The sequence below is a fragment of the Nostoc sp. PA-18-2419 genome (assembly GCF_005869855.1).
Classification (GTDB): Bacteria; Cyanobacteriota; Cyanobacteriia; order Cyanobacteriales; family Nostocaceae; genus Nostoc.
Genome location: NZ_SZNH01000004.1, coordinates 287,943 through 310,370, shown reverse-complemented (window position 1 = coordinate 310,370; position 22,428 = coordinate 287,943). Strand labels below are relative to the sequence as shown.

Sequence of the window (22,428 nt, the reverse complement as noted above, 5' to 3'; positions counted from 1 at the left end):
ATGAACGTGAAAAGAATTGCGATCGCTGCTAGTTTAATAGGTTTGGCCAGTAGTACTTTGATTGGATGCTCAAATGGCTCTCAAAATGGCAATACTGCTACTAATCCTGATACCAACACTGCTCCTAATAGTGCTACTAATACTAGCGCAGAGAATAAAACTGGTAGTGGGGATGGGAAATTGCGATCGGTAGCTTTTACCGCTGGCGATTTAAGTAACCCTTTCTTCGTGTTGATGGGACAAGAAATTGAAGCAACAGCTAAGAAAATAGGGGGAAATGATGTTAGGACGACTGTAGTTTCTAGTGCCTATGACCTCAACCAACAAGCCAATCAAATTGAAAATTTTACAGCAGCGAATACTGATGTTATTATCCTGAATGCTGCTGATAAAAGTGGTATTAAACCAGCAGTAGAAAAAGCTAAACAAGCAGGCAGAATCGTAATTGCAGTCGATACAGGTGCAGAGGGTGGTGTGGATGCTACCGTTACTACTAATAATGTGCAAGCTGGAGAAGTTGCTTGTAAATATATAGCTGACCGCCTCAAAGGCAAAGGAAGTGTCGTAATCGTCAACGGACCGCAAGTGGACTCGGTGATTCAACGAGTTAACGGTTGCCAAAACGTATTATCCAAATATCCTGATATCAAAATTCTTTCTAAAGACCAGAATGCAGAGGGTAATAGGGATGGAGGGCTGAGAGTCATGACTGATTTGCTCACAACCTTTCCTAAAATTGATGCTGTCTTTGCCATCAACGACCCCAGTGGTGTGGGAGCAGAACTAGCAGCTAATCAAGCACAACGTAAAGATTTCTTTATTGTGGGAGTTGATGGTGCGCCAGAAGCTATTAATGCGATCGCCGCCAAAGATAGTATATATGCGGCAACTGCTACTCAAAGTCCTCGCGGGATGGCTGCAAAAGCTGTTGAGGTTGGCAACGATATCTTACATGGGAAAAAACCTAGTAACCCTACCATTTTAATTCCAGTCAAGCTGATTACAAAAGATAACGTCAGCACAGAGAAAGGTTGGTAATTAATCAATAATAATTGTGAATTAGGAAGAAAAAATTATGTCCAATGTGAATCATTTAGTAGATTTGTAAAATCTTTGCACATATGCATAATGTATGGGCAATCACAATGTAATGTATTCAAACTTCACATCAGGCGCGAGTTGATTTCTAACTCACAATAGCGAATTCTAAACTATTTTTAGAGAATCAGTTTATGACAACAAGTATTGAAACCTTTTTTCCTCACATACCAACTGCTACTCCAATATTAGAAATGCAAGGGGTTTGTAAACGATTTCACGGTGTATCTGCTCTGGAAAACGTTAATCTGACGATTTATCCAGGAGAGGTTCATGCCTTGATGGGTGAAAACGGAGCAGGCAAAAGCACGTTGATGAAAATCTTGGCAGGGGCTTACATTGCTGATGAAGGCGAGATTCGCATCAACGGTCAACCTGTCAAAATTACCGATCCGGCTTCAGCACGCCAAGCAGGTATTAATCTTATCTATCAAGAACTGAATGTTGCACCTAATTTAACCGTTACCGAAAATATTTTTATGGGTAGCGAGTTACAAAAAGGTCAATTTTTAGACCGTAAAGGAATGGAAGAGGAAGCACGGGAAGTGCTGCAAAGCCTCGGAGCAACTTTTAGAGGACAAACAATCGTTGGTAGCTTATCGATCGCCGAACAGCAGCAAGTAGAAATTGCACGGGCACTGAAGGACAAAAGCCGCGTTTTGGTGATGGATGAGCCGACAGCAGCACTATCTGACCGCGAAACTCAGCATTTATTTGAAGTCATTCGCCGACTCAAAGATGACGGTATCGCGATTATCTACATCAGTCACCGCATGGAAGAAATATATGCATTGGCTGACCGAATTAGCGTGCTGCGTGATGGTCAATACATTGGCAGTCTGACGCGGGATGAAATTTCTGCCCAGCGATTAGTACAAATGATGGTCGGTCGCTCAATGCAGGATTTTTACGAACATCAACGGCAAACCAATCCCGGCCCGGTGGTGTTGGAAGTTAGAAATATTTCTGACGGACGCAAAGTTGAGCCGACTAGTTTGCAAATTCGTGCTGGCGAAATTGTCGGTTTAGCAGGGCTAGTTGGTGCAGGACGCACAGAAGTATCTCGGCTGATTTTTGGTGCTGACCGTAAAGTAAGTGGTGAAGTCTTGCTCAATGGCATGAAATTAAATATTAATTCGCCTAGTGATGCGATTGCTGCCGGAATTGGTTACGTCCCGGAAGACCGCAAAGACCAGGGTTTATTTTTAGAAATGAGTTCGCGTAAGAATATTGCCCTGAACACACTCAAGCAAGATGCCAAAGCTGGTGTCGTCAACTGGGGTTCAGTTAATCTCTTGGCGAAGCAAGCGGTGGAAAACTTTAATATCCGCCTGGCGAATTTAGAAATCAGAGCCGTGGATCTTTCTGGGGGAAATCAGCAAAAGCTGCTACTGGCACGTTGGCTAGCTATTAAACCCAGAATACTGATGTTGGATGAGCCGACACGCGGCGTAGATATCGGAGCTAAAAGCGAAATTTACCGAATTATCAGCGAATTGGCAGCCCAAGGCGTAGCGATTTTGATGGTTTCCAGCGAACTACCAGAAGTTGTGGGATTGAGCGATCGCGTTCTGGTGATGCGAGAAGGACGGCTAGTAGGCGAACTTGATGGCAGCCCAGAGAAAGAAATAACCCAAGAAAATATTATGCATTATGCAACTGGAGCATCGGAGGTATCAACATCATGAGTCAGACAATCGGGCCAGCCAAGAGTAAATCAGGCAATAATCCAGCGGCGCGCCGCAAATCAATCAACACTTTCCTGGAAGTTGCAGGGATTCTGCCGATTCTCGTCATTATCTGCATTTTGTTTACATTTCTTTCTCCCAACTTCCTGATCGGCGGTAACATCGTTAATATCTTGCGCCAAGCATCAATTAATATTGTGCTGGCAACCGGGATGACGTTTGTAATTCTCACCGGAGGCATTGACCTTTCAGTTGGGTCAATGTTAGCTGTTTCTGCCGTAGTTGCGCTGTTGGTATCGTTAATTCCGGCGATCGGTTGGATGGCTGTACCTGCTGGTTTAGCGGCAGGATTGCTTTTAGGTTTACTCAACGGCGCTTTGATTACCTTTTTGGATGTGCCGCCTTTTATTGTCACGCTGGGTTCGCTGACTGCTTTACGGGGAGTTGCCTACTTAATTGCCAAAGGGACAACAGTTATTAACCGGGACATAGATTTTGCTTGGGTGGGTAATAGTTATGTCGGGCCTCTTCCTTGGCTAGTCATCATTGCGCTGTTAGCAGTATTAGTTAGTTGGTTTGTCCTGCGACAGACTGTATTAGGAGTGCAGATATATGCAGTCGGTGGTAACGAACGAGCCGCACGCTTAACTGGAATTAAAGTTAATCGCGTGTTGCTATTTGTTTATGGTGTCAGTGGATTGCTCTCCGGTTTGGCAGGAATCATGAGCGCCAGCCGTCTTTATAGTGCTAGTGGCTTATTGGGTCAAGGTTACGAATTGGATGCGATCGCTGCTGTAATTTTGGGTGGAACCAGCTTTACAGGCGGCATTGGTACGATTGGCGGAACCCTTTTAGGTGCATTAATCATTGCGATTCTCAACAATGGTTTAACTTTGTTGAATCTGTCTTTCTTTTGGCAACTAGTCGTGAAAGGATTGGTAATTATATTAGCGGTAATGATAGACCGACTTCGCAGACGTTCCAGACGCTAAATTCAACGAAAGCAGAATTGAGATTTTGGCATTGCATAATCTCAATCAATGACTCGTTAATTCAGTGCTGTCACAAATATCAAAATTCCTTACACCTGACTCCCAACATCCCACTTTTGACGCTCTATTTTTAAGACAAAATTATGACCTCGACAACTGCTCGTCGTAAATCAAACACGTTCTATGTCATATTAATTGCTGGTGCTGCTGCTCTTGGCGGTTTTTTGTTCGGTTTTGATACTGCTGTAATCAACGGCGCTGTATTCTCTATCTCCAAAGCCTTCAACATCAGTAGTTGGGTGACTGGTCTAGCTGTGTCCTTAGCCTTGCTAGGATCTGCCATCGGAGCTTTCTTTGCCGGACAGATTGCCGACCGTTATGGGCGAATCAAGGCAATGGTAGTTGCTTCTGGATTGTTTACTATCAGTGCTATTGGCTCTGGGCTTGCCTTTGGGATTTGGGATTTTATCTTTTGGCGACTATTAGGTGGAATTGCGATCGGCGTAGCCAGCGTTATTGCCCCAGCTTACATTGCTGAATGTTCTCCGACTCATTTGCGTGGCAGGTTAGGATCTCTCCAGCAACTAGCAATTGTCGTGGGAATTTTCATTGCCCTTCTATCCGACTACTTTATCGCTGTGTCAGCAGGTTCAGCAGATTCACCGTTTCTGTTTGGGGTTGCAGCTTGGCGCTGGATGTTTTGGACAGCAGTCCCGCCAGCTGTGTTATACGGTATGGCTGCTTTAACGATTCCTGAATCCCCACGCTACTTAGTTGCTCAAGGACGGGAGCCAGAAGCTGCTAATGTTTTGACGAAGATTTTAGGCGGTAACGTCCTAGAAAAAATTGAAGAAATTCGGCAAACAGTGATGCGAGAACGCGAGCCGAAGTTTTCTGACCTTTTAAGGAGAAGTGGCGGACTTTTACCCATAGTTTGGATTGGAATCGGCTTATCTGTACTTCAGCAATTCGTTGGTATTAATGTAATTTTCTACTATAGCAGTGTGTTGTGGCGGGCTGTCGGGTTTTCCGAAAAAGATTCACTGTCAATCACAGTGATCACAGGCGCTGTAAATATTATTACCACACTGATTGCGATCGCCTTCGTAGACAAATTTGGACGCAAGCCTCTACTCGTCTTAGGGTCAATCGGCATGACTTTGACTTTGGGGACGATGGCTACTATTTTTGGAACCGCTCCGGTGGATGCTGCTGGCAATCCTAGTCTGACTGGAAGTGCAGGTATGGCAGCTCTTTTTGCTGCCAACCTCTATGTATTTTGCTTCGGTTTCTCCTGGGGGCCTGTGACCTGGGTGCTGTTGGGAGAAATGTTTAATAATAAAATTCGCGCTGCTGCACTTTCAGTAGCTGCTTCTATGCAATGGGTTGCGAATTTCGTTGTTTCCACAACATTTCCTCCTATCCTGCAATATTTCGGCTTGGGTTCTGCTTATGGTCTGTATACAATTGCAGCAGCTATCTCGTTCTTTTTCGTTCTCTTCTTTATCAAAGAAACCAAAGGAATTGAATTAGAAGACATGTAATTAGCATCTAATTATAGCTATAAAAGTTAACGATGTCTCCGTCAGCTTTCGAGCATAATTGTTCAGATCATAAACCAGGTGATATTGCTCAAAAAGCTAATATTATCAAAGAAAGTTTTGGTAAAATAAATAATCACTTGGTTTATCTATTTAACCTAATCAAGAAAAAGGGCGAACTAATTAAAATCACCAATTACAAATAACTTGGTAATTGTTAAATCTATAGCAACATTAACTGATGATGTAAGTGGTAGGAAGTTGAAATATAGCCGTAGTTACGCCCTTTAGGATATAATGACAAGCGTGAATGCTACCAACAGTAATAGTTTTACCTCCAGCAAGAACAGCATAGCTGCATTGTCTTCGACACGCTACGCGAACTGTCTCCTGCTATAACTTACATAGCAGTTGGGTATAAAATTTATTTAGGTAACAACCTGGATGGCACATTTTCTCCTCAAAATGAGCCTGCATTCAAGAGAAAGAATCATATCACAAATAAATACAAACTTTCGCTCCAGTAAACTAGTAAGAAGATGGAAATTGTCAATACAGCTCTTTGTTCTTATGGATTGTCCGGTAAGATATTTCATGCACCATTTATAATTTTACATCCCGGATTTGAATTACTAGGTTCTTGGGAAAGAAGCAAAAAGCTGATACAGAATGATTATCCCAATGCAAAAAGCTACACTTCTTTAGAAACATTGTTAGCAGATGAACAAGTAGAATTGGTAGTGGTAAATACACCAACTGATACGCACTATGATTATACTAAACAAGCTTTGCTAGCAGACAAGCATGTAATAGTGGAAAAAGCCTTTACCACAACAGTAGCAGAAGCAGAAGAGTTAAAAGAATTAGCGCAAAAAAAGGGAAATAAATTATCTGTTTATCAAAATCGTCGGTGGGATAGTGATTTTCAAACAGTAAAAAAAATTATCAAAGAAGGCTTATTAGGAGATATAGTTGAAGCAGAACTTCATTTTGAGCGATACAAACCAACACTTAGCAATAGACAACATACAGAAGTTCCAGGGCCGGGGGCTGGAATCATCAAAGATTTGGGACCGCATATCATAGACCAAGCTTTGCATTTATTTGGAATGCCCAATGCTGTTTTTGCAGATATGCGAATTACAAGACAAGCATCGCAAATAGATGATTATTTTGAGTCAATACTGTACTATGACAAACTGCGCGTAAAATTAAAAGCAAGTTTTTTAGTGCGTGAGCCTGTACCTTCCTATATCATACATGGCACAAAAGGTTCTTTTCTCAAAAGTAGGGCCGATGCACAGGAAGACAAGTTACGGGCTGGGATGAAGCCTAACACAGCTGACTGGTACACTGAGCCTGAAAGTGAATATGGGTTGTTGCACACAGAAAAAGACACAAAAGTAATTCGAGAAAAAGTAAAAAGTTCGCAGGGCAGTTATTTAGGCTACTACGATGCAATGTACAAATCAATTGTTGAGAATCAACCAATTGCTGTGACTGCTGAAGACGGAATTAATGTAATGCGAATTATCGAAGCGGCAATTGAAAGCAATAATCAGCAAAGAGTAATTGCATTTTAACTCGAAATTATTGATTGAGTAATAATTTCATTTCGGCGTCACAAATAAGAGGTATTAAAGTTTAAAAGTAAACTTTGTGAAATATTTTACTTGTCATAAGTATTAGACCTCTTGCATAAATATTTTTTTGTCTCACGCAGAGGCGCAGGGAAAGTCTGAGCGCGGGCTTCCGGCGTAGACGCTTTGCGGCTTGCCGGAGGCATCAGAACTTTCCAAGACACAAACGCACAGAAGAGAACACAAAGAAGGACTTTTGCAAGAGGTCTATTGAGTGTCTTCGTCTGGTAACACCATCGATAAAGGCACAAACCAAGTCAATCCTTGGGACAACAAATAAAAGATATGGATTCAGTAGTAATCCAGAGAAAACACGTTTTGAAATCTTTAACTATATTTAGGCGTTAGAGATTTGTGAACTAAAAATACAGATTTTTTCATCTACATCATTGAATACCGAATTAAACCCAATGCTCAAAAATTTTTTATATAGTTTTCCGCTTTTATTATTGACCTGTCCGGCAGTATGGGCGACACCTTTAGATAATAGTTTTAGTGGAGCACAGAGCGATCGCACCTTGCAAGGGCAAGTCACTCCAGTTTCTCAGTTTGAAAATAATTCTGGTGCAGCAGATAATCGCACCTTACAGGGACAAGTCACCTCAGTCTCTCAGTTTTCCGATGTCCAACCAACAGATTGGGCATTTCAAGCATTGCAATCACTGGTCGAACGCTACGGCTGTATTGCAGGTTATCCCAATTCCACCTATCGCGGTAACCGTGCTTTAACCCGTTATGAGTTTGCCGCAGGTTTAAATGCCTGCTTAGATCGAGTTAATGAATTAATTGCCACAGCTACTGGCGATTTAGTTAATAAGCAAGACTTGGCAGTGCTGCAAAAGTTGCAGGCAGATTTTGCCACAGAACTGGCAACTCTGCGCGGGCGAGTGGACACGCTAGAAACACATACAGCAAAGCTGGAGACGCAGCAGTTTTCCACTACCACTAGGCTGAATGCTCAAATTATTACCGCTGTTAGTGATACCTTTGGTAATAGAGTAGGTGGCGATACCGATGATAGCCAAGTCTACTTTGCAAACCGGGGTCGTCTCAACTTTGAGAGCAGTTTCACAGGCAAAGATTTATTACGAGTCCGGTTGGAGTTTGGTAACTTTGGAAATTCTACCAATGGTGCAAGTCAAATTGCAGCAGCAACAGGCACAGGGATGACACGCCTGAACTTCGATTATGACAACAACAATACACTTTTTGCTCCCCACATCCGTTACTACTTCCCAGTGAGTGATTCTCTTAACTTCGTTATTGGGCCCACAGGCATTGGTTACACTGATATTTCAACTACTGTCACTCCTGCAACAATTGCTGACGACGGCAATGGCGTTCCCTCACTTTTTGGATCGTACAGTCCCTTATTTCGCCGAGGTGGCGGTGGTGCAGCCGCTAACTGGAACATTACCAAAGACTTGGTTCTCACCTTGGGCTATTTAGCAAACACTCCCAATACGCCATCAGGAAGCAACGGCTTGTTTAATGGTGGATACAACGCCTTAGCACACTTAGCTTATTACGGTAAGCAAGGAGCAATAGGTGTTGCCTACTCTCACGGCTATAGCCCTGGTGGAATAATCGATATCGCAGCTGGGACGGGTAGCGTCCTGGCAAACGCTCCTTTTGGCAACAATATTGCTACTTCCAACGATATTGTAGGCGCACAGGGATTTTACCGCTTCTCCCCGAATTTTCAAATTCACGCTTGGGGTGGATATATTTGGGCAAATGCCCACAGCTCTGGTTTGAGTGATATTTCCAATGGTCGGGGTGGAACAGATTCTCTATTCGTTAACAATGGTGAGAGTGCCAATGTCTGGTTTGGTGCCGTCGGCGTATCCTTTCCCGATGTGGGGGGTAGAGGTAATCTACCAGGATTTCTGTTTGGTTTACCACCGCGTGTCTCTAACAGTGATGTCCGTGAAGAGGGGGACACCTCTTACCACCTTGAAGCATTCTATCGCTTCCGAATGAACGACCACATTTCAGTGACTCCTGGTTTTTGGGTGATTCTCAACCCAGAAAACAATAGCGAAAATGATACTCAATATGTGGGAGTAGTTCGTACAACTTTCGATTTTTAAATTGAAAAAGGAGTATGGGGTATGTTGTACCGTTTCAGTTGAAAATTGATATAAATACAGGGCAGTGGGGCAGAGAGCAAGAGCAGGGGGGCAGGGAGCAGGGGGCAGGGGGGAGAGAATTAGAGGCTAATCATTTGTATCAAGTATTTCGTGAAATAGTATTAACTGTTGACTGCTGGGTTACGAGTGCTAAAGTTTGGAGTTCACAAGCTCAACGTTCGAGTTCAAAGGCTCAGCATTCAAGCAAGAAGGTAGCAACTTCCGAGTTCAAAGGCTCAACGTTCAAGCAAAAAGGTGCAACTTCCGAATTCAAAGGCTCAGCATTCAAGCAAAAAGGCTCAACTTTCGAGTTCAAAGGCTCAACGTTCAAGTTAAAAGGCTCAGCATTCAAGCAAGAAGGTAGCAACTTCCGAGTTCAAAGGCTCAACGTTCAAGCAAAAAGGCTCAACTTTCGAGTTCAAAGGCTCAGCATTCAAGCAAAAAGGTGCAACTTCCAAGTTCAAAGGCTCAACGTTCAAGCAAAAAGGTGCAACTTTCGAGTTCAAAGGCTCAACTTCCGAGTTCAGAGGTGGAAGTTTCAAGTTCAGAGGTCGAAGCAATAATTTTTTTCCCTGCCCCCTGCCCCCTGCTCCCTATTCCCCAGTTTTAAATCCACCCAGATACGCTTGTAATTGCTCTGCCACTTCTATTGTTTGTTGGAGAGAGCTAGATACACTACCAGACAAATCTGCGGTGTATTTTAAGGTTTCGGCAATCTGTTCGATCCAAGATGCGATCGCTTGGGAAGTTTCTGCTTGAGATCCGGTTGTCGCAAAAATTGATTCTACTAAATGATTCATCTGCCCAGACACTTCTAAAATATCTTCTAGGCTTAACTTGGCATTTTGCACAAGATTTGCTTTTTCTCCGATCTCGGTCGTTCCCGATTCTACAGCTTGAACTAATTCGCTAGTTTCCAATTCCATGTTAGTTAAAAGACCCTGAATTTCCTGGGTTGCTTCGCCAGATTGCACGGCTAATTGACCAATTTGTTCTGCTACTTTCACAAAGCCTCGACCTCGATCGCCCATCCATGTGGCTTCAATGTTTGCATCGCTGGCTAATAAGTTAGTTTGAACGGCTATTTCCCCAATCGTTGATGCAACATGGGAAATTTTTTGAGAAGATTCGCTCAGATTTTTGACTTTGTTAGCTATTTGTGCAACTGTATGTTGCAAATTCAAGATGCTTTCTCCAGTGAAATCGATTGTTGCCTTAGCTGTTTCTACTGTGTTAGTAGTAGTCACACCTACTTCCTGTAGTTGTTGGGTGGTATCTGCTACTTTTTGAATCCAAAAATTCAAATTATCTACTGTTTGCAGAGTGTAGGTAATTTGTTCGATTTGTTGGATTGCTTCATTGACCAATTGTTGGATGACACCAGAGTTTTCGCCAAGGGAAACATTCACTTGGTAGGTAGTTTGTTGGACTTGAATGACAATTTGCCAGAGGCTAAAGATGATAGTATTAATCACATCAGCTAAGATTCCAACTTCGCCGCCACAGACTTGAGAGCGAACAGTTAAATCTCCTTGGTATACCTGATTAACGTCAGAAATAAGTTTAAGAATTTCCTCTTGGAGAGCTTCTTGACTACGCCTTAATTCTTCTTCTGTTTCCTTGCGAGCAGTAATTTCAGCTAGTACAGCAATAAAATTAATTATTTGTCCAAATGCATCTAATACAGGAGAAACCGTTAATTCACACCAAAAAGAAGTTCCATCGCGGCGATAACTTTTGAGTACAACTTGGCATTCTCTTGAAGCCTTGATTGCCTCATCTAATTCGGTAATAGTATCTGCGTCTGTATTAGATCCTTGGAGAAATTGGTAGTTAGATCCGAGTATCTCTGGAGATGAGTAGCCTGTAATTTTTTCTAAGGCAGCATTGGAAAATATAATTGGATTTTTTGGCTGACGGGCATCGGTAATGAATATGCCATTACTAGCTGAAGCGATCGCCCGATCCCGAAGTCGCAAAACTTTCTGCGCCTGCTCAAGTTCAGCCACTAAACTCGCTTGTTCTAAGGCGATGCCAACTTGAATTGCTAATTGTTTAAATAAATTAATTTCATATTTTTCCCAATTCCGAGGTGTAGAACATTGGTGGGCACACAATAAACCGACAAGTTGATTGTTATGAATAATCGGTGCAATCAAATTCGCCTTGATTTCAAAACCTTCGAGAATTTCCCGATGACATTCTGTAAAACCAGCTTCATAAATATCATTAATAGCTCGGACTCGACCATTTTTATACATTTCAATATAATTTTCTCGGAATGGGTCATTGACCGTTTTTCCTAAGGTTTTTGTCCAACCTGGGGCAATAGATTCGGCGATGATAGTCCCACTCCAGTCACTATTGAAACGATACATAACCACACGGTCTGTTTTCAATGCTTGACGAACTTCGCGGACAGTTGTGTTGATTACATCATCCAAATTTAGCGATCGCCGAATTTGCAGAATAATCTCTGTAAATAACTGCGAATATTTGGCTTGGGCTTGTTGGTGTGCTAAAAGCTTTGTTTGGGCAGACAAACGCCGCTCTACAAACGAGATTATCAGTGTGAAACCGAGAATAATGAGTGTGGCACTGCCAATGGAAACACCCAACCAAGTTAGGGAATTGTTCGTTTTTCCTAACCCAGATATTACTGTTGGATTAGTAGGCGTAAATCTAACAGCCGCCATGCCGATATACTGCATCCCAGCAAGCGCTCCTCCGATAAAAAGCGCACTGCCAACTTTCACCCACCATCTAGTTGTACTGCTTTGTATACTTAATTGGAAGGCAATACTTAGGATGAGAATCGATGCGCCGATAGCGATCGCTAAAGAAAGTATCAACAGCAGTGGATTATACGTGGTAGTTGCTTGGAGCCGTATCGCCAGCATTCCAATGTAGTGCATGGAGGCAATACCAATACCGATTAACGTCCCACCAATCAGCAATTGCCAAATACTCAACGCTGGGCGACTGGCTAGGAAAAGTGCCCCCCCAGAAGCAATGACAGCAGCTAGCATAGAAACCAGCACAGTCAATACATCATAGGTTATTCGTATTGGCAGACTCAAAGCTAGTATGGCGACAAACTGCATCGACCAAATTCCGATTCCGATAACGATTGCGCCGCCAATTAACCAGGCGACTTTTGCCGAAGCTTTGGCTGCTATTACCCTGCCAGCCAAATCAACAGCAGTATATGAAGCCAAGACGGCGATCGCAATTGAAAGTGTGATCAGGCGTAGGTCGTAGATGCTACTCATAGCCATATCTGCTTGGAACCTTAACTGAAGCTTATGCTTTATTTTTTTATCACTTTTGAGTAATTCTTAGGAATTGGAAATTAGACATTAGCCATTGGGTATGAGAAAATAAGCTTAAGTTTGGCTGAACACTTAGTAATTAGGGCTAATACATAGAGCCGTGGATACAATGACAACTAAAAGCTTGTGACTTCCTGAGATTGAAAAATTAAACTAACTTAATATAACTCCTGTCTTTGTGTTTCCTACATCTTTCATACCCAATGCCGAATAATAATTACAAATTATCTATAGCTGCGATAGTCTTTACATCTGTTTGGGTATATTAATAAAAAGTGCGAATTGTGATATTCTCATACTTAGATCATAAAAATTAAATACTTAAAATCAGCGTGCAGCTAATGCATTCTAGTTTACACAAGACAAATTAATAACGAGCAAAAACTATGCACGACCAAAGTTCTGGAAACAGGCGGTTGTAGGTTGTTAATTCTCAAGAGTGCTTCCAAAACCTGAGTCAAGCAAACAAAATGATACCAACACTTTTGAATGATCGCTATCGGATAATTAGCGTACTTGGAACTGGTGGATTTTGTGAAACATTCTTAGCCGAAGATACCCAAATGCCTTCGGGACGACGTTGTGTAATCAAGCAACTCAAACCAGTTACCGACAACCCAGACGTTTACCAGTTAGTCCAAAGGCGATTTCAAAGAGAAGCTGCAATTTTAGAAGAACTGGGAGGAAGTAGCAATCAAATTCCTACTTTATACGCTTACTTTCAAGCAGATGGGCAATTCTACCTCGTACAAGAATGGATTTCTGGACAAACCCTCAACCAACAAGTAAAACAAAACGGTTGTTTGAGCGAAAGTGAAGTAGTTCCCATTTTAATTAATTTATTGAAACTCCTGGACTTTGTACATAGCAAAGGCATCATTCACCGCGATATTAAACCAGACAATATTATTTTGCGTTCATCTGATGGGAATCCAATTTTAATTGATTTTGGTGCAGTGCGAGAAACGATGGCAACAGTGATGTATCCAGAAGGCACCGTTAGTAATTCAATGATTATTGGTACACCAGGTTTTATGCCCAGTGAACAAGCAGCAGGGCGTCCGGTATTTGCCAGTGACTTGTATAGTTTGGCGCTAACAGCTATTTTTTTGTTGATGGGAAAATTGCCCCACGAATTGATGACAGACTCCTACACTGGAGAGCAAGTTTTGAATAGGGATGCCATCAGTCGAAATTTGATGGAAGTTTTAAAAAAAGCAACTCAGTTTGATGTTAGAGAGCGCTATTCTACTGCTAAAGAAATGCTCGATGCGTTGCAGGCGATTGCCAATTCGACTGCACCAAAAGTACCAATGTATAGTCAAGTATCTGCTTTTACTAATTCCATAATCCAACTGCCACCTGCTCAAAGCAGTATTCAAAACGCTATTTTTATTGGTAGTACTTTAGTCGGCGGTGGATTAATCGGTGCGTGTGTGATTATTGGTCTTTTGTTAGCAAATACTCCCCAATCTGGCACATATCAAAAAGGTACATCTTCGCTACTCCCCAAACCAAGATTTTCGGAAAATTCTTCGTTATCTCTTCCACCAGGAAGGGCAAATTATCAAATAGGCACAGCTTATGGATCACCAATTACAAGTGGTGCTAATGTGCCTAATTCCTTTTATTTTGTAGCYAATTCCAGTTTGCCAAATCTCCAAGCTGCAATCGAGCAAGTGAAAATTTTACAGGCTCAAGGAATTACTCAATCAGGAGTGTTCTGGATACCAGATTATCCGAATATATCAGAGAAAAAAAATTTATTTATAGTTTATGTAGCCACCTTTAAAGACCGTCCCAGTTGTATTAACTTTCTCAAAACTTACGGACAAATCAATCCACAAGCCTATTGTGCCTTTGCTAGTAAAGATTTAAATGCACCAATGGCTCGAGTCTTGTTTAAAGAACTGAAAGTAAAATAATTTTGGATTTGAGATTTATTGCACTCCAAAGGGATGGGGTATGAGCATAAATAAAAATTGCATTATCTAAAATCCCAAATCGGCATAGCTTACAACAGAATCAAACCTAGTCTTACAGCCACAGTCACAGCTTCGGTGCGGCTGGAGACACCAAGCTTTTGAAAAATGGATGAAAGATGGAATTTGACAGTATGCTCAGAGATGTGCAAGCCTTTGGCGATCGCTTTATTGCCTAATCCAGACCCAAGCATTGCTAAAACTTCTATCTCCCGTGGTGTCAAGCTTTGCACAGGATTTGCTGTTGTCTTTTCCTGGGTCTGTATCAATTCTATAGCATTTGGGTGCAGTACTATTAAATTAACAGCGATCGCCTCCACAGCACGGACTATTTCTGACTCTGTACTACTGCTGAGTAATATACCCCGAATCCCCGCTCGTAAAGACCTTTCTAAGTCGATGCTGTCGAGTTCTTCAACGATAACGAGCATTGGCAATGGGTATTTTTCTTGTGAAATCAGCAGCAATTTTTCCCAGACTGATTGTTGAAAATTACTGCTGATATCTATGAGTACAACATCTGGTTGTAATATTTCGACTTCTGCTGCTAATACCTCCAAATCTGATGCACTCCCGACAACTGTCAACTGGGGATTGCTACTTATCACAGCAGACAACCCTGCCCGCGCCACAAAAGAAGTAGCAACTACTATTACCCGGATCATGTCGTCTCCACAGCAGTTTGCAACTAATATTTACTTTATCAATAGTCTGTTAGTTCTCAATCCGATAACGTATCAGCTGCTTGATTACTGTTATTGGTAATCCTAAAGCTTGAGCGATCGCAGCATCTAACTTGAGCAAATTCACTAAAAACGCAAATTTCATCTGCTTCAAAACTTAATCAATTCGATACATCAACGAGTAACGACAAAGGCAGCAAGAGCGATCGCCACAACATCTTCAATCAGGGCAGATGGGATCGCACCAATACGCTCGATGGCTGCTATACGCACCGCCCGACCGCCGTAGGCACCAATCAGTGCCCCCAAAACCCCAATCACTGCTCCAACAAGTGCAAAACTGCTGTTTGCTCCAGCGATTATCCATCCCACAATACCACCACTGAGAATCCGAGCAATCAAAGCAGGAGGACTTGTACGAGATGGTATTTGCGGCAGCATATCACCAATCAACTCAGCTACAGCAAAGAAAACCAAAATAATACCGACAATACCGCCACGCGCCAAGAATAAAGCAGCTGGGGCTGTAAACGCTCGCAATCCCGCAACTAACCCCAGTACAAATGCAGAAATTAGTGTCATATATATAAACAGTCTTTACTTGAATATCCCTCTTCTGTCACTCTCCGAAAACTTTTGCCATTTCTGAATTCTAGAGCTTTTGTATAGCAAGCGATTGCGCGATTATTTCTTAATAACAAATACAAGACCGATTTTTTCCTAATAGTATAGCTTGTATTGATTGCCTCATAGGGCTTCTAGCGATCGCCCTTCCGGAAAGTGACAGAAGAAGGATATGTATAAGTCTACAATTTTGTCTTAAAAAATAAAGACTCAAAGCTTGGTTAAATTAAAGCTTCAGAGTCTCGATTCGATTATTCTTTTGCAAAAGTGACAAAAGAGGGTTATTCAGGCTCGTCTATATTTAGATGCATTCGGCCTAGCTGATTCCCTATTCTCCACTCTGTGCCGCTAGCAAATAAGTTAAAAATCAAATACTAATTCTGTAGGACTAGATTTGATTTCAAAAAACTCAGTATATGTTAACCTGTTTTTTTATTATTGCCTAACTACGCAAGTCAATTCATGAATCAAATCGAATTCCTATATATATTTTTTACTACTAGTTTACATCATTAGCGATAATTCCAATTAAATTCAACTTACTCAAAATTTCAATAGCTTGAATCAATTGATTTCCCTTTACTTTACCCATACGTTCTACCATGACGATCGCATTGCAAAAAGATGCAAGAATTCTGGCATCAACTGTGGCTAAAATTGATGGAGCATCTATTAATACTAAGTCATAGTTTTCTTCAAACAATTCAATTAGTTCTTTCATTCTCTGAGAACTCAGCAGCTTCACCCTGTCATCTGGAACTGGGCCCGCAGTCAAAATATCAATGAAAGGGTGAATCGGTTGAATGTAATCTTGAAAATCGCTAGTTGTTTCATCAACTAATAACAGAGATAGTCCCCAATCATTGGAGAGTTCCAATACTTTATGCAGGTTAGGATTTTGCAAGTTAGCATCAATTACTAATACGCGTCGATGCATTCGGTTAGCACTAGCTACCAGGCCTAATATTAGAGTTGTCTTCCCTTCTCCTGGTAGCGCTGAAGTCAACATCAAAGATTTGAAGGGTAAGGGATATTTTAATATTTTAATGTTTTGGTAGATCATGTCCAAAGTTTCATGGACAGGCAATTTGGCGCTGGGTTCTACCATCGCTGGCGGTAGACTTCGTTGCTGATTCCAAGACCGATTTAAGAAGCGCTTTTGACTCCCAAGCGATCGCAATTTTGGTACGCTTCCCAACACGCGCAGATTTGTCAGTTTATTGAAATCTGCCGTAGTGTAAATAGTATCATTATACTTTTCTATTATCAAGGCTATTAAAATACCCAAAATCGGTCCAAATAGTCCTCCCCCAAGCAAAAAGAATAATCTGCCATTTCCTACATAAGTACCCAAAGCGGGTTCTTCCAAAACTTGCCAGTTATATCCTTCCTGAGCAATTTTCATTCCTAATGACTGTTGTGACTGAAGCAGTTGTTCCAAAGTTTTATGACTAGCTTCTACCTTTTGCCGCAGACGATTATATTCTGCTGTTAGGTTTGGATATTTGCCAAGCTCAGAACGAAGTTGCTGTTCTGACTGCACTAAACTTTTTTCATTAGCAGTTAGTCCTAAAACATTCGTCTGTACTAGAATAAATTCGTCTACTAAACTAGGATCGATATCTACCATCGGCGCTTTTGAAAATTGTTCTACTTTATTACTAGTATTAGTAATAGTTTTCACTTCTTGCCGTAACAGTGTTAGTTGATTTTGGCGTTGCTGCTTGAGTTTTTCTACTGATGGATAATCATCTGTATAACGCAACCGTTCCTTAGCTAGGGCTAGTTCAGTTTTTTGAACTTCATTTAATAGCGTCTGGTAGCGGCTTGACTGATTTAAACGTGCAGAAAGTTGGCTATTTTGTTGCGAAGAGGAAGCTATTTGTTGTTGGAGGCTATTGTAGCGAGCATTTACATCTTGAAGCTGGGCACGAGTAGTTTGTAGCTGTTGTTGAATATCAGCAAGAGATTGTAGCAGAATTTTACTTTGTGCTTCTGGGTCGAGCAAATTATGTTTCTTGCGAAACTGTTCTAAATTTTTATCAGCTTGAGTGACTTCTTTTTTGAGTTCAGGTAGGCGGGTATTAACAAAAGCCAGTCCCCGAGCCAAACGCTCTTTTTGTTGTTCTGTGTTGTATTTTTGATAGACTTTTTGTAAAGCTTGAAGTACTCTTTGCGGTTTAACTGGATCGTCATCATTAAAGGAAACTTCAAATACTTCACTTAAAACTTGATTATCCCCTGTATTTGCCTGTTCTTGGGTGACTTTCAGAGATGTTATTTTGTTGGATTCTCTTTGACCTTTGATATATTCTAAGGTAATATTAGGATAATCAGAATGAAGTAAATCTACGGCTTTTTGAAGCAGTTTGGTACTCAGCATGAGTTTCATTTGAGTACTGTAATCAGCAGTTTTGGTGTTTGCCTCTTGCGTGATATTATTTGATGGTGTTTCTTGGGATACATTAGAACTTACCAATATCTGCATGTGGCTTTGATAACTAGGTTTGGCTTTGACAGCAAAGAAGCTGGCAACTGACATGACTACACAAAAAACCCCCAAAATCACCAAGCGTTGACGAAGCAAAATAGTAGGTAGTTGTCTGATGTCAACCCCGTTTTTTGCTGAGGTAGTAACTTGTTGCTCTTGATTGAGACTAGTCTTAACCACTATCAAACTCCTCTAATATCAAAAGAATATATTTCAAAGATTGCGAGAAACATTTTTTTCAATGATTTTTTACACCTAGAGCCAGAACATAATACTTAATTATTGTGCCAAAAATTAAACCACTTGGGATAATATTATGTCAACTAACGTTTTCATGTTCATCAATTCGTAGATATAAATTTAAAATCAGTACTAGAAGAATAAAATTTCAATAAATATTCATTTTTAGAAAAAATCTTGGCAAAAAATTAATTATTTTTTGAGTAGATTCAGATAAAAACTGTTAGAATCTGCAATTTTACTATAAGTCAAAGTTATTTTTTGTAAGTGGTAATTTTAAAAACATATTCATAAAAATATTTAAATAATGTTTTTACATTATTGATACACTTAGTTAAGTATAAATTAGTGGTTAGTTAGTTAAATTAAATGAGCAAAATCAACTACTGTTTATTTGTTGGACGTCATGAGTTGGGCTAGCAAACCTTGAAATAGAGCTTGCTCACGACTATCAGGGCATTGATTACAATCGATGTTAAGCGTTCGCCTCAAAACAGCCCAGCCTGACATCAATTTAATACACTGACTTTAAAAAAAACGAAGTAATTAAAACAATATTATCCCCTGACAAAATCTATTAAAAAATGTCAAACCGTTGTTTTACCTTACAAGCAAAGGATTCTGCCAGCGATTTGCTTTGTTAGATTCTCATCAAGTTCAGTATTTTTGTCCAGGTTTGTGCCTAAATAGTAACACTAAAGGTCTTTTTTAATTTATACTGTCTCTGAAATTCTCTATGTTTTCAATGATGATTTTTATAGCCACTAAAAAACTTAGATTTGGCTAGCACTTAAGTTGATATCACAAGAGAATTCCCAAAGCTGATGATTTCAATTTATAACTTATGCACCAGATTTCGCAGTTAGCTAAAAATTTACGATAACTTTGAAATCCTTATATGACAAAATTTTCAGGTATTTACTTGATATGGCGATCGCGTTTTGCACGATTTATAAAGGTTATTAAAACTTAATCTTTGCTAGCTCAAAAAAATATGAGAATGACCTTATTTTAAGGCTCCTCAAGAACCTTGGAAGACTTTTGGATATATTCGGCAAAACTTTAGACGTGTTTCTCGTTTCTTTTTCTCCTATATTTAGTTGGAAATTCTTTCAATGACAGAACCTAACAATACTTTCAACGATGCAACAGTTGTTCCCGACATTTATCTAGAACAGAATTTCTACACCAGTGACTCGGTTAGTCCAGGTGATTTGGATGATTACTACAAATTCTATACCCTTTATGGGCCGTCAACCCTCTACAGCGCTCTCAATGGCTTATCAGCCGACGCCGATTTATACGTCTACGACCAAAACCAGAACCTAGTTGCCAGCAGCACTCTAGGCAGTAACCAAAGCGAGACAATCAACGTTGCACTACAAGGGAATCAGTACTACTACGTTAAAGTACACAACTACAATTCATCTAATACAACAAATTATGGGCTGTACTTATATAATGACTATTCTGGCCCAACTTTAGCAACAGCAAGGGATATCGGCACGAGCTKGGGACAAACCAGTAGCAAGTATTTAGCTTATAACAAGATTGGCTGGCAAGACTATCTCGACTACCGCGATAACGTTGACGTTGTGAAATTCACGATGGAAGCCCCTGGCACCATCAGTTTGCGGATGAAGGATTTCACCTATACTGGTGGGTTGCAGGCGACGATGCAATTGCTCGACTCCAATGGCAACGTGTTGCAAACTGTCGCTGGTACTGTGGGTAATGGTCTGAATGTTGACCGCTACTCTGCCCCTGCTGGCACTTATTACGTTAAGTATACCCAGACTTACGGTTCTGACCCTTACACCCTCAGGATTGTCACTGATTACGCAGGTGATGTTACTGGCACAGCACGAAATTTAGGCAACGTCAGCGGCAGCAGTCGCCGATTATACGATATGGTAGGAGGCCCATCTGGGCCAACCTATGAAGATGCTAACGACCTCTACAAATTCACCCTAGATAAAACCTCACCTATTGATATACGGTTGGATATCGATACCTCTTTATTCCCACCTCCAACCTTCGATGCCAATTTACGCCTCGCCCGTGACACAAACAACGACGGGTTTATTTCAGCAGATGAAGTTTTCCTTTCATCGTCCAACGCAGGAGACGATCAGCTCTCAACCACCTTAGGGGCGGGTACTTATTATGTTCAGGTGGTGCAAAACGGAGCTTATACCAACTATCAGCTAGATATCGATTCAGACTTTGATGCTGTTCCCAGCGATCCACAACCTTCCAGCAATCTGTCAAAGGCGCGATCACTCGGTAATTTAATTGGGGAAACACCTTATATTGATGATGGGTCTGGTATCAGTGCGGGTGATTTCTCTGATTACTTCAAGTTCACAATGACTGCTGCAGGTCAACTCTCAGCTTCAGCATTTACTAACCCCTACTACTCTAGAAATACCCAAAATCCAACACTGTCAATTGTCCGAGATTTGAATAACAACCAACGGCTTGACGCTGGTGAAACAATTACGCCGTTTAGTGTTGGTTCGCTGAGTGCCAACTTGGCAGCAGGAACGTACTTTATTCATGCAAATGTTTATGGTGAACAAGCCGCTTACTCCCTGCGACTGGTGTCAGACTACGCCGGCAATACCTTAAGCACAGCCCGGCCACTAGCAGCGATTAATGGGACGACGCCGCCCAACCAAACTTTCCAGGACTACATCGAACAAGCTTTCGATGCCTCCAGCGATGTCAACGACTTTTATCGCTTCGATCTGTCAAGTACTTACGAAGTGACACTGAACACAACGGGCGTTAGCGGTGAAGATTTATCGCTTTCACTGATTAAAGATGCCAACAACAATGGTGCGATCGATGCAGGTGATATCTTAGCGACATCAAACGTCTTGAACTCGCCAACAGAAACTCTCTCACGGGTACTAGGGGCTGGGCGGTATTTTGTCCGCGTCCAAGGGGTTAACGGTTCCACAAACTACACGCTAACCTCAAAGTTCGTCAGCCCAAGTCAAGACCCTGATGACACAATCGCTGAAGTTGAGAATCGTTCAGCAAATATTAAGACACTAGGCCAGTTCGTTGACTTTTCGCTCAATACCCAAACTGATACGGATCTGGTGAAGTTTACGGTCTCTGCTGGGCAGCAGGTAGGGTTTGATGTGGATTCTCGCAATGGATCAAACCTCAACACCTACCTCAGGGTCTTCAACTCCAGTGGTACACAACTGGCAGCTAACAACGATGGAGCCGCGCCGGGTGAAGCCTCTAGCCAGTTCTCTTACTTAACTTATACATTTACTCAAGCGGGCACATACTACGTTGGCGTGTCCCTTAGCCCCAACTCCAATTACAACCCTGTGACGGGTGTTGGTGATCTCGCTGGTTCGGGAGCTACGGGAGACTACCGTCTGACGCTTAACGATCTGGGACGAGTGTTTACTGGGGATGCTCTTAACAACTCGATCGCTGGCGGTAGTGGCAATGATAACTTGAATGGAGGTGCGGGCAATGACACAATTACGGGTGGTGACGGCAACGATATACTCATCGGTGGTACTGGCAATGACCTACTGGTTGGTGGTGGTGGAAATGATGTGCTAACCGGAGGTGATGGAGCAGATACGTATCGGTTTACAGCTCCTAGCGATCGCCTGGATACGATTAATGGCTTCAGCGGTTCTGCTGGCGACAAAATACAGATATCTGCTGCCGGCTTTGGTGGCGGATTGGTCGCAGGCACCCTCACCCCAGACCGTTTTCGTTCCGGTGCGGGCATTAGCACAGCAAACACGACAACTCAGCGATTCATTTACAATACATCGACTGGAGCTTTATTCTATGATGCCGATGGCAGCTTAGGAGGTTCTGCACCATTACAGATTGCCGCCTTATCTGGTAACCCTGCCTTGAGCAACACCAATATTGCGATTATCTAAACGCCAAAGATAATTTTACAGTCTTTTTTATCTATTTGAACCATGATCCCCTGTAG

Annotated in this window: 13 protein-coding genes; 9 read left to right on the top strand and 4 right to left on the bottom strand. The window is 41.6% G+C overall.

Features of this window, described 5'->3' with window-relative positions:
• The 7 genes from FCR06_RS06870 to FCR06_RS06840 all read left to right on the top strand — a co-directional run bounded on the left by FCR06_RS06870 (position 1) and on the right by FCR06_RS06840 (position 9,654).
• The gene (locus FCR06_RS06870; RefSeq protein WP_138498084.1) at positions 1 to 1,038 is read left to right on the top strand and encodes an ABC transporter substrate-binding protein; all 1,038 of its coding nucleotides are present in this window, start codon (positions 1 to 3) and stop codon (positions 1,036 to 1,038) included.
• Between the two features lie 194 nt (positions 1,039 to 1,232).
• On the top strand, positions 1,233 to 2,786 hold the full coding sequence (locus FCR06_RS06865) for a sugar ABC transporter ATP-binding protein (RefSeq protein ID WP_138498083.1): 1,554 nt from the start codon (positions 1,233 to 1,235) through the stop codon (positions 2,784 to 2,786).
• Positions 2,783 to 3,778, top strand: a complete 996-nt coding sequence (locus FCR06_RS06860) for an ABC transporter permease subunit (protein WP_138498082.1) — start codon at positions 2,783 to 2,785, stop codon at positions 3,776 to 3,778. The genes FCR06_RS06865 and FCR06_RS06860 overlap by 4 nt, the downstream gene beginning before the upstream one ends.
• A gap of 143 nt (positions 3,779 to 3,921) precedes the next feature.
• Positions 3,922 to 5,322: a sugar porter family MFS transporter gene (locus FCR06_RS06855; RefSeq protein ID WP_138498081.1), complete on the top strand. Its 1,401-nt coding sequence runs from the start codon at positions 3,922 to 3,924 to the stop codon at positions 5,320 to 5,322.
• 536 nt (positions 5,323 to 5,858) lie between these two features.
• Positions 5,859 to 6,902 carry a Gfo/Idh/MocA family oxidoreductase gene (locus FCR06_RS06850; protein WP_138498080.1) on the top strand — a complete coding sequence of 348 codons (1,044 nt, stop codon included), beginning with the start codon at positions 5,859 to 5,861 and terminating at the stop codon, positions 6,900 to 6,902.
• A gap of 467 nt (positions 6,903 to 7,369) precedes the next feature.
• Positions 7,370 to 9,052: an iron uptake porin gene (locus FCR06_RS06845; RefSeq protein WP_138498079.1), complete on the top strand. Its 1,683-nt coding sequence runs from the start codon at positions 7,370 to 7,372 to the stop codon at positions 9,050 to 9,052.
• Positions 9,053 to 9,066: 14 nt separating this feature from the next.
• Positions 9,067 to 9,654 carry a hypothetical protein gene (locus tag FCR06_RS06840; RefSeq protein WP_138498078.1) on the top strand — a complete coding sequence of 196 codons (588 nt, stop codon included), beginning with the start codon at positions 9,067 to 9,069 and terminating at the stop codon, positions 9,652 to 9,654.
• 30 nt (positions 9,655 to 9,684) lie between these two features.
• Here the strand turns inward: FCR06_RS06840 and FCR06_RS06835 are convergent, their stop codons facing one another.
• Positions 9,685 to 12,369 (bottom strand): MHYT domain-containing protein, encoded by a 2,685-nt coding sequence (locus tag FCR06_RS06835; protein ID WP_138498077.1) that lies wholly within the window; start codon positions 12,367 to 12,369, stop codon positions 9,685 to 9,687.
• A 524-nt stretch (positions 12,370 to 12,893) separates the two neighbouring features.
• On the opposite strand from FCR06_RS06835, the gene FCR06_RS06830 reads away from it, so the two are divergent.
• A complete protein-coding gene (locus FCR06_RS06830) occupies positions 12,894 to 14,348 on the top strand; it encodes a serine/threonine-protein kinase (RefSeq protein ID WP_138498076.1) in 1,455 nt (484 codons plus the stop codon).
• An 89-nt stretch (positions 14,349 to 14,437) separates the two neighbouring features.
• On the opposite strand, the gene FCR06_RS06825 is transcribed toward FCR06_RS06830, so the two are convergent.
• The 3 genes from FCR06_RS06825 to FCR06_RS06815 form a co-directional block, all read right to left on the bottom strand.
• A complete protein-coding gene (locus FCR06_RS06825; RefSeq protein WP_138498075.1) occupies positions 14,438 to 15,070 on the bottom strand; it encodes a response regulator transcription factor in 633 nt (210 codons plus the stop codon).
• Positions 15,071 to 15,262: 192 nt separating this feature from the next.
• Positions 15,263 to 15,670, bottom strand: coding sequence for a hypothetical protein (locus tag FCR06_RS06820; protein WP_223280053.1), 408 nt, complete (start codon positions 15,668 to 15,670; stop codon positions 15,263 to 15,265).
• Positions 15,671 to 16,211: 541 nt separating this feature from the next.
• The gene (locus FCR06_RS06815; protein ID WP_138498073.1) at positions 16,212 to 18,383 is read right to left on the bottom strand and encodes a GumC family protein; all 2,172 of its coding nucleotides are present in this window, start codon (positions 18,381 to 18,383) and stop codon (positions 16,212 to 16,214) included.
• Between the two features lie 1,175 nt (positions 18,384 to 19,558).
• Here FCR06_RS06815 and FCR06_RS06810 point away from each other — a divergent pair.
• Entirely contained in the window at positions 19,559 to 22,372 is a 2,814-nt protein-coding gene (locus FCR06_RS06810; RefSeq protein ID WP_138498072.1) for a DVUA0089 family protein, read from the top strand.
• The last annotated feature ends 56 nt before the right edge of the window (positions 22,373 to 22,428 follow it).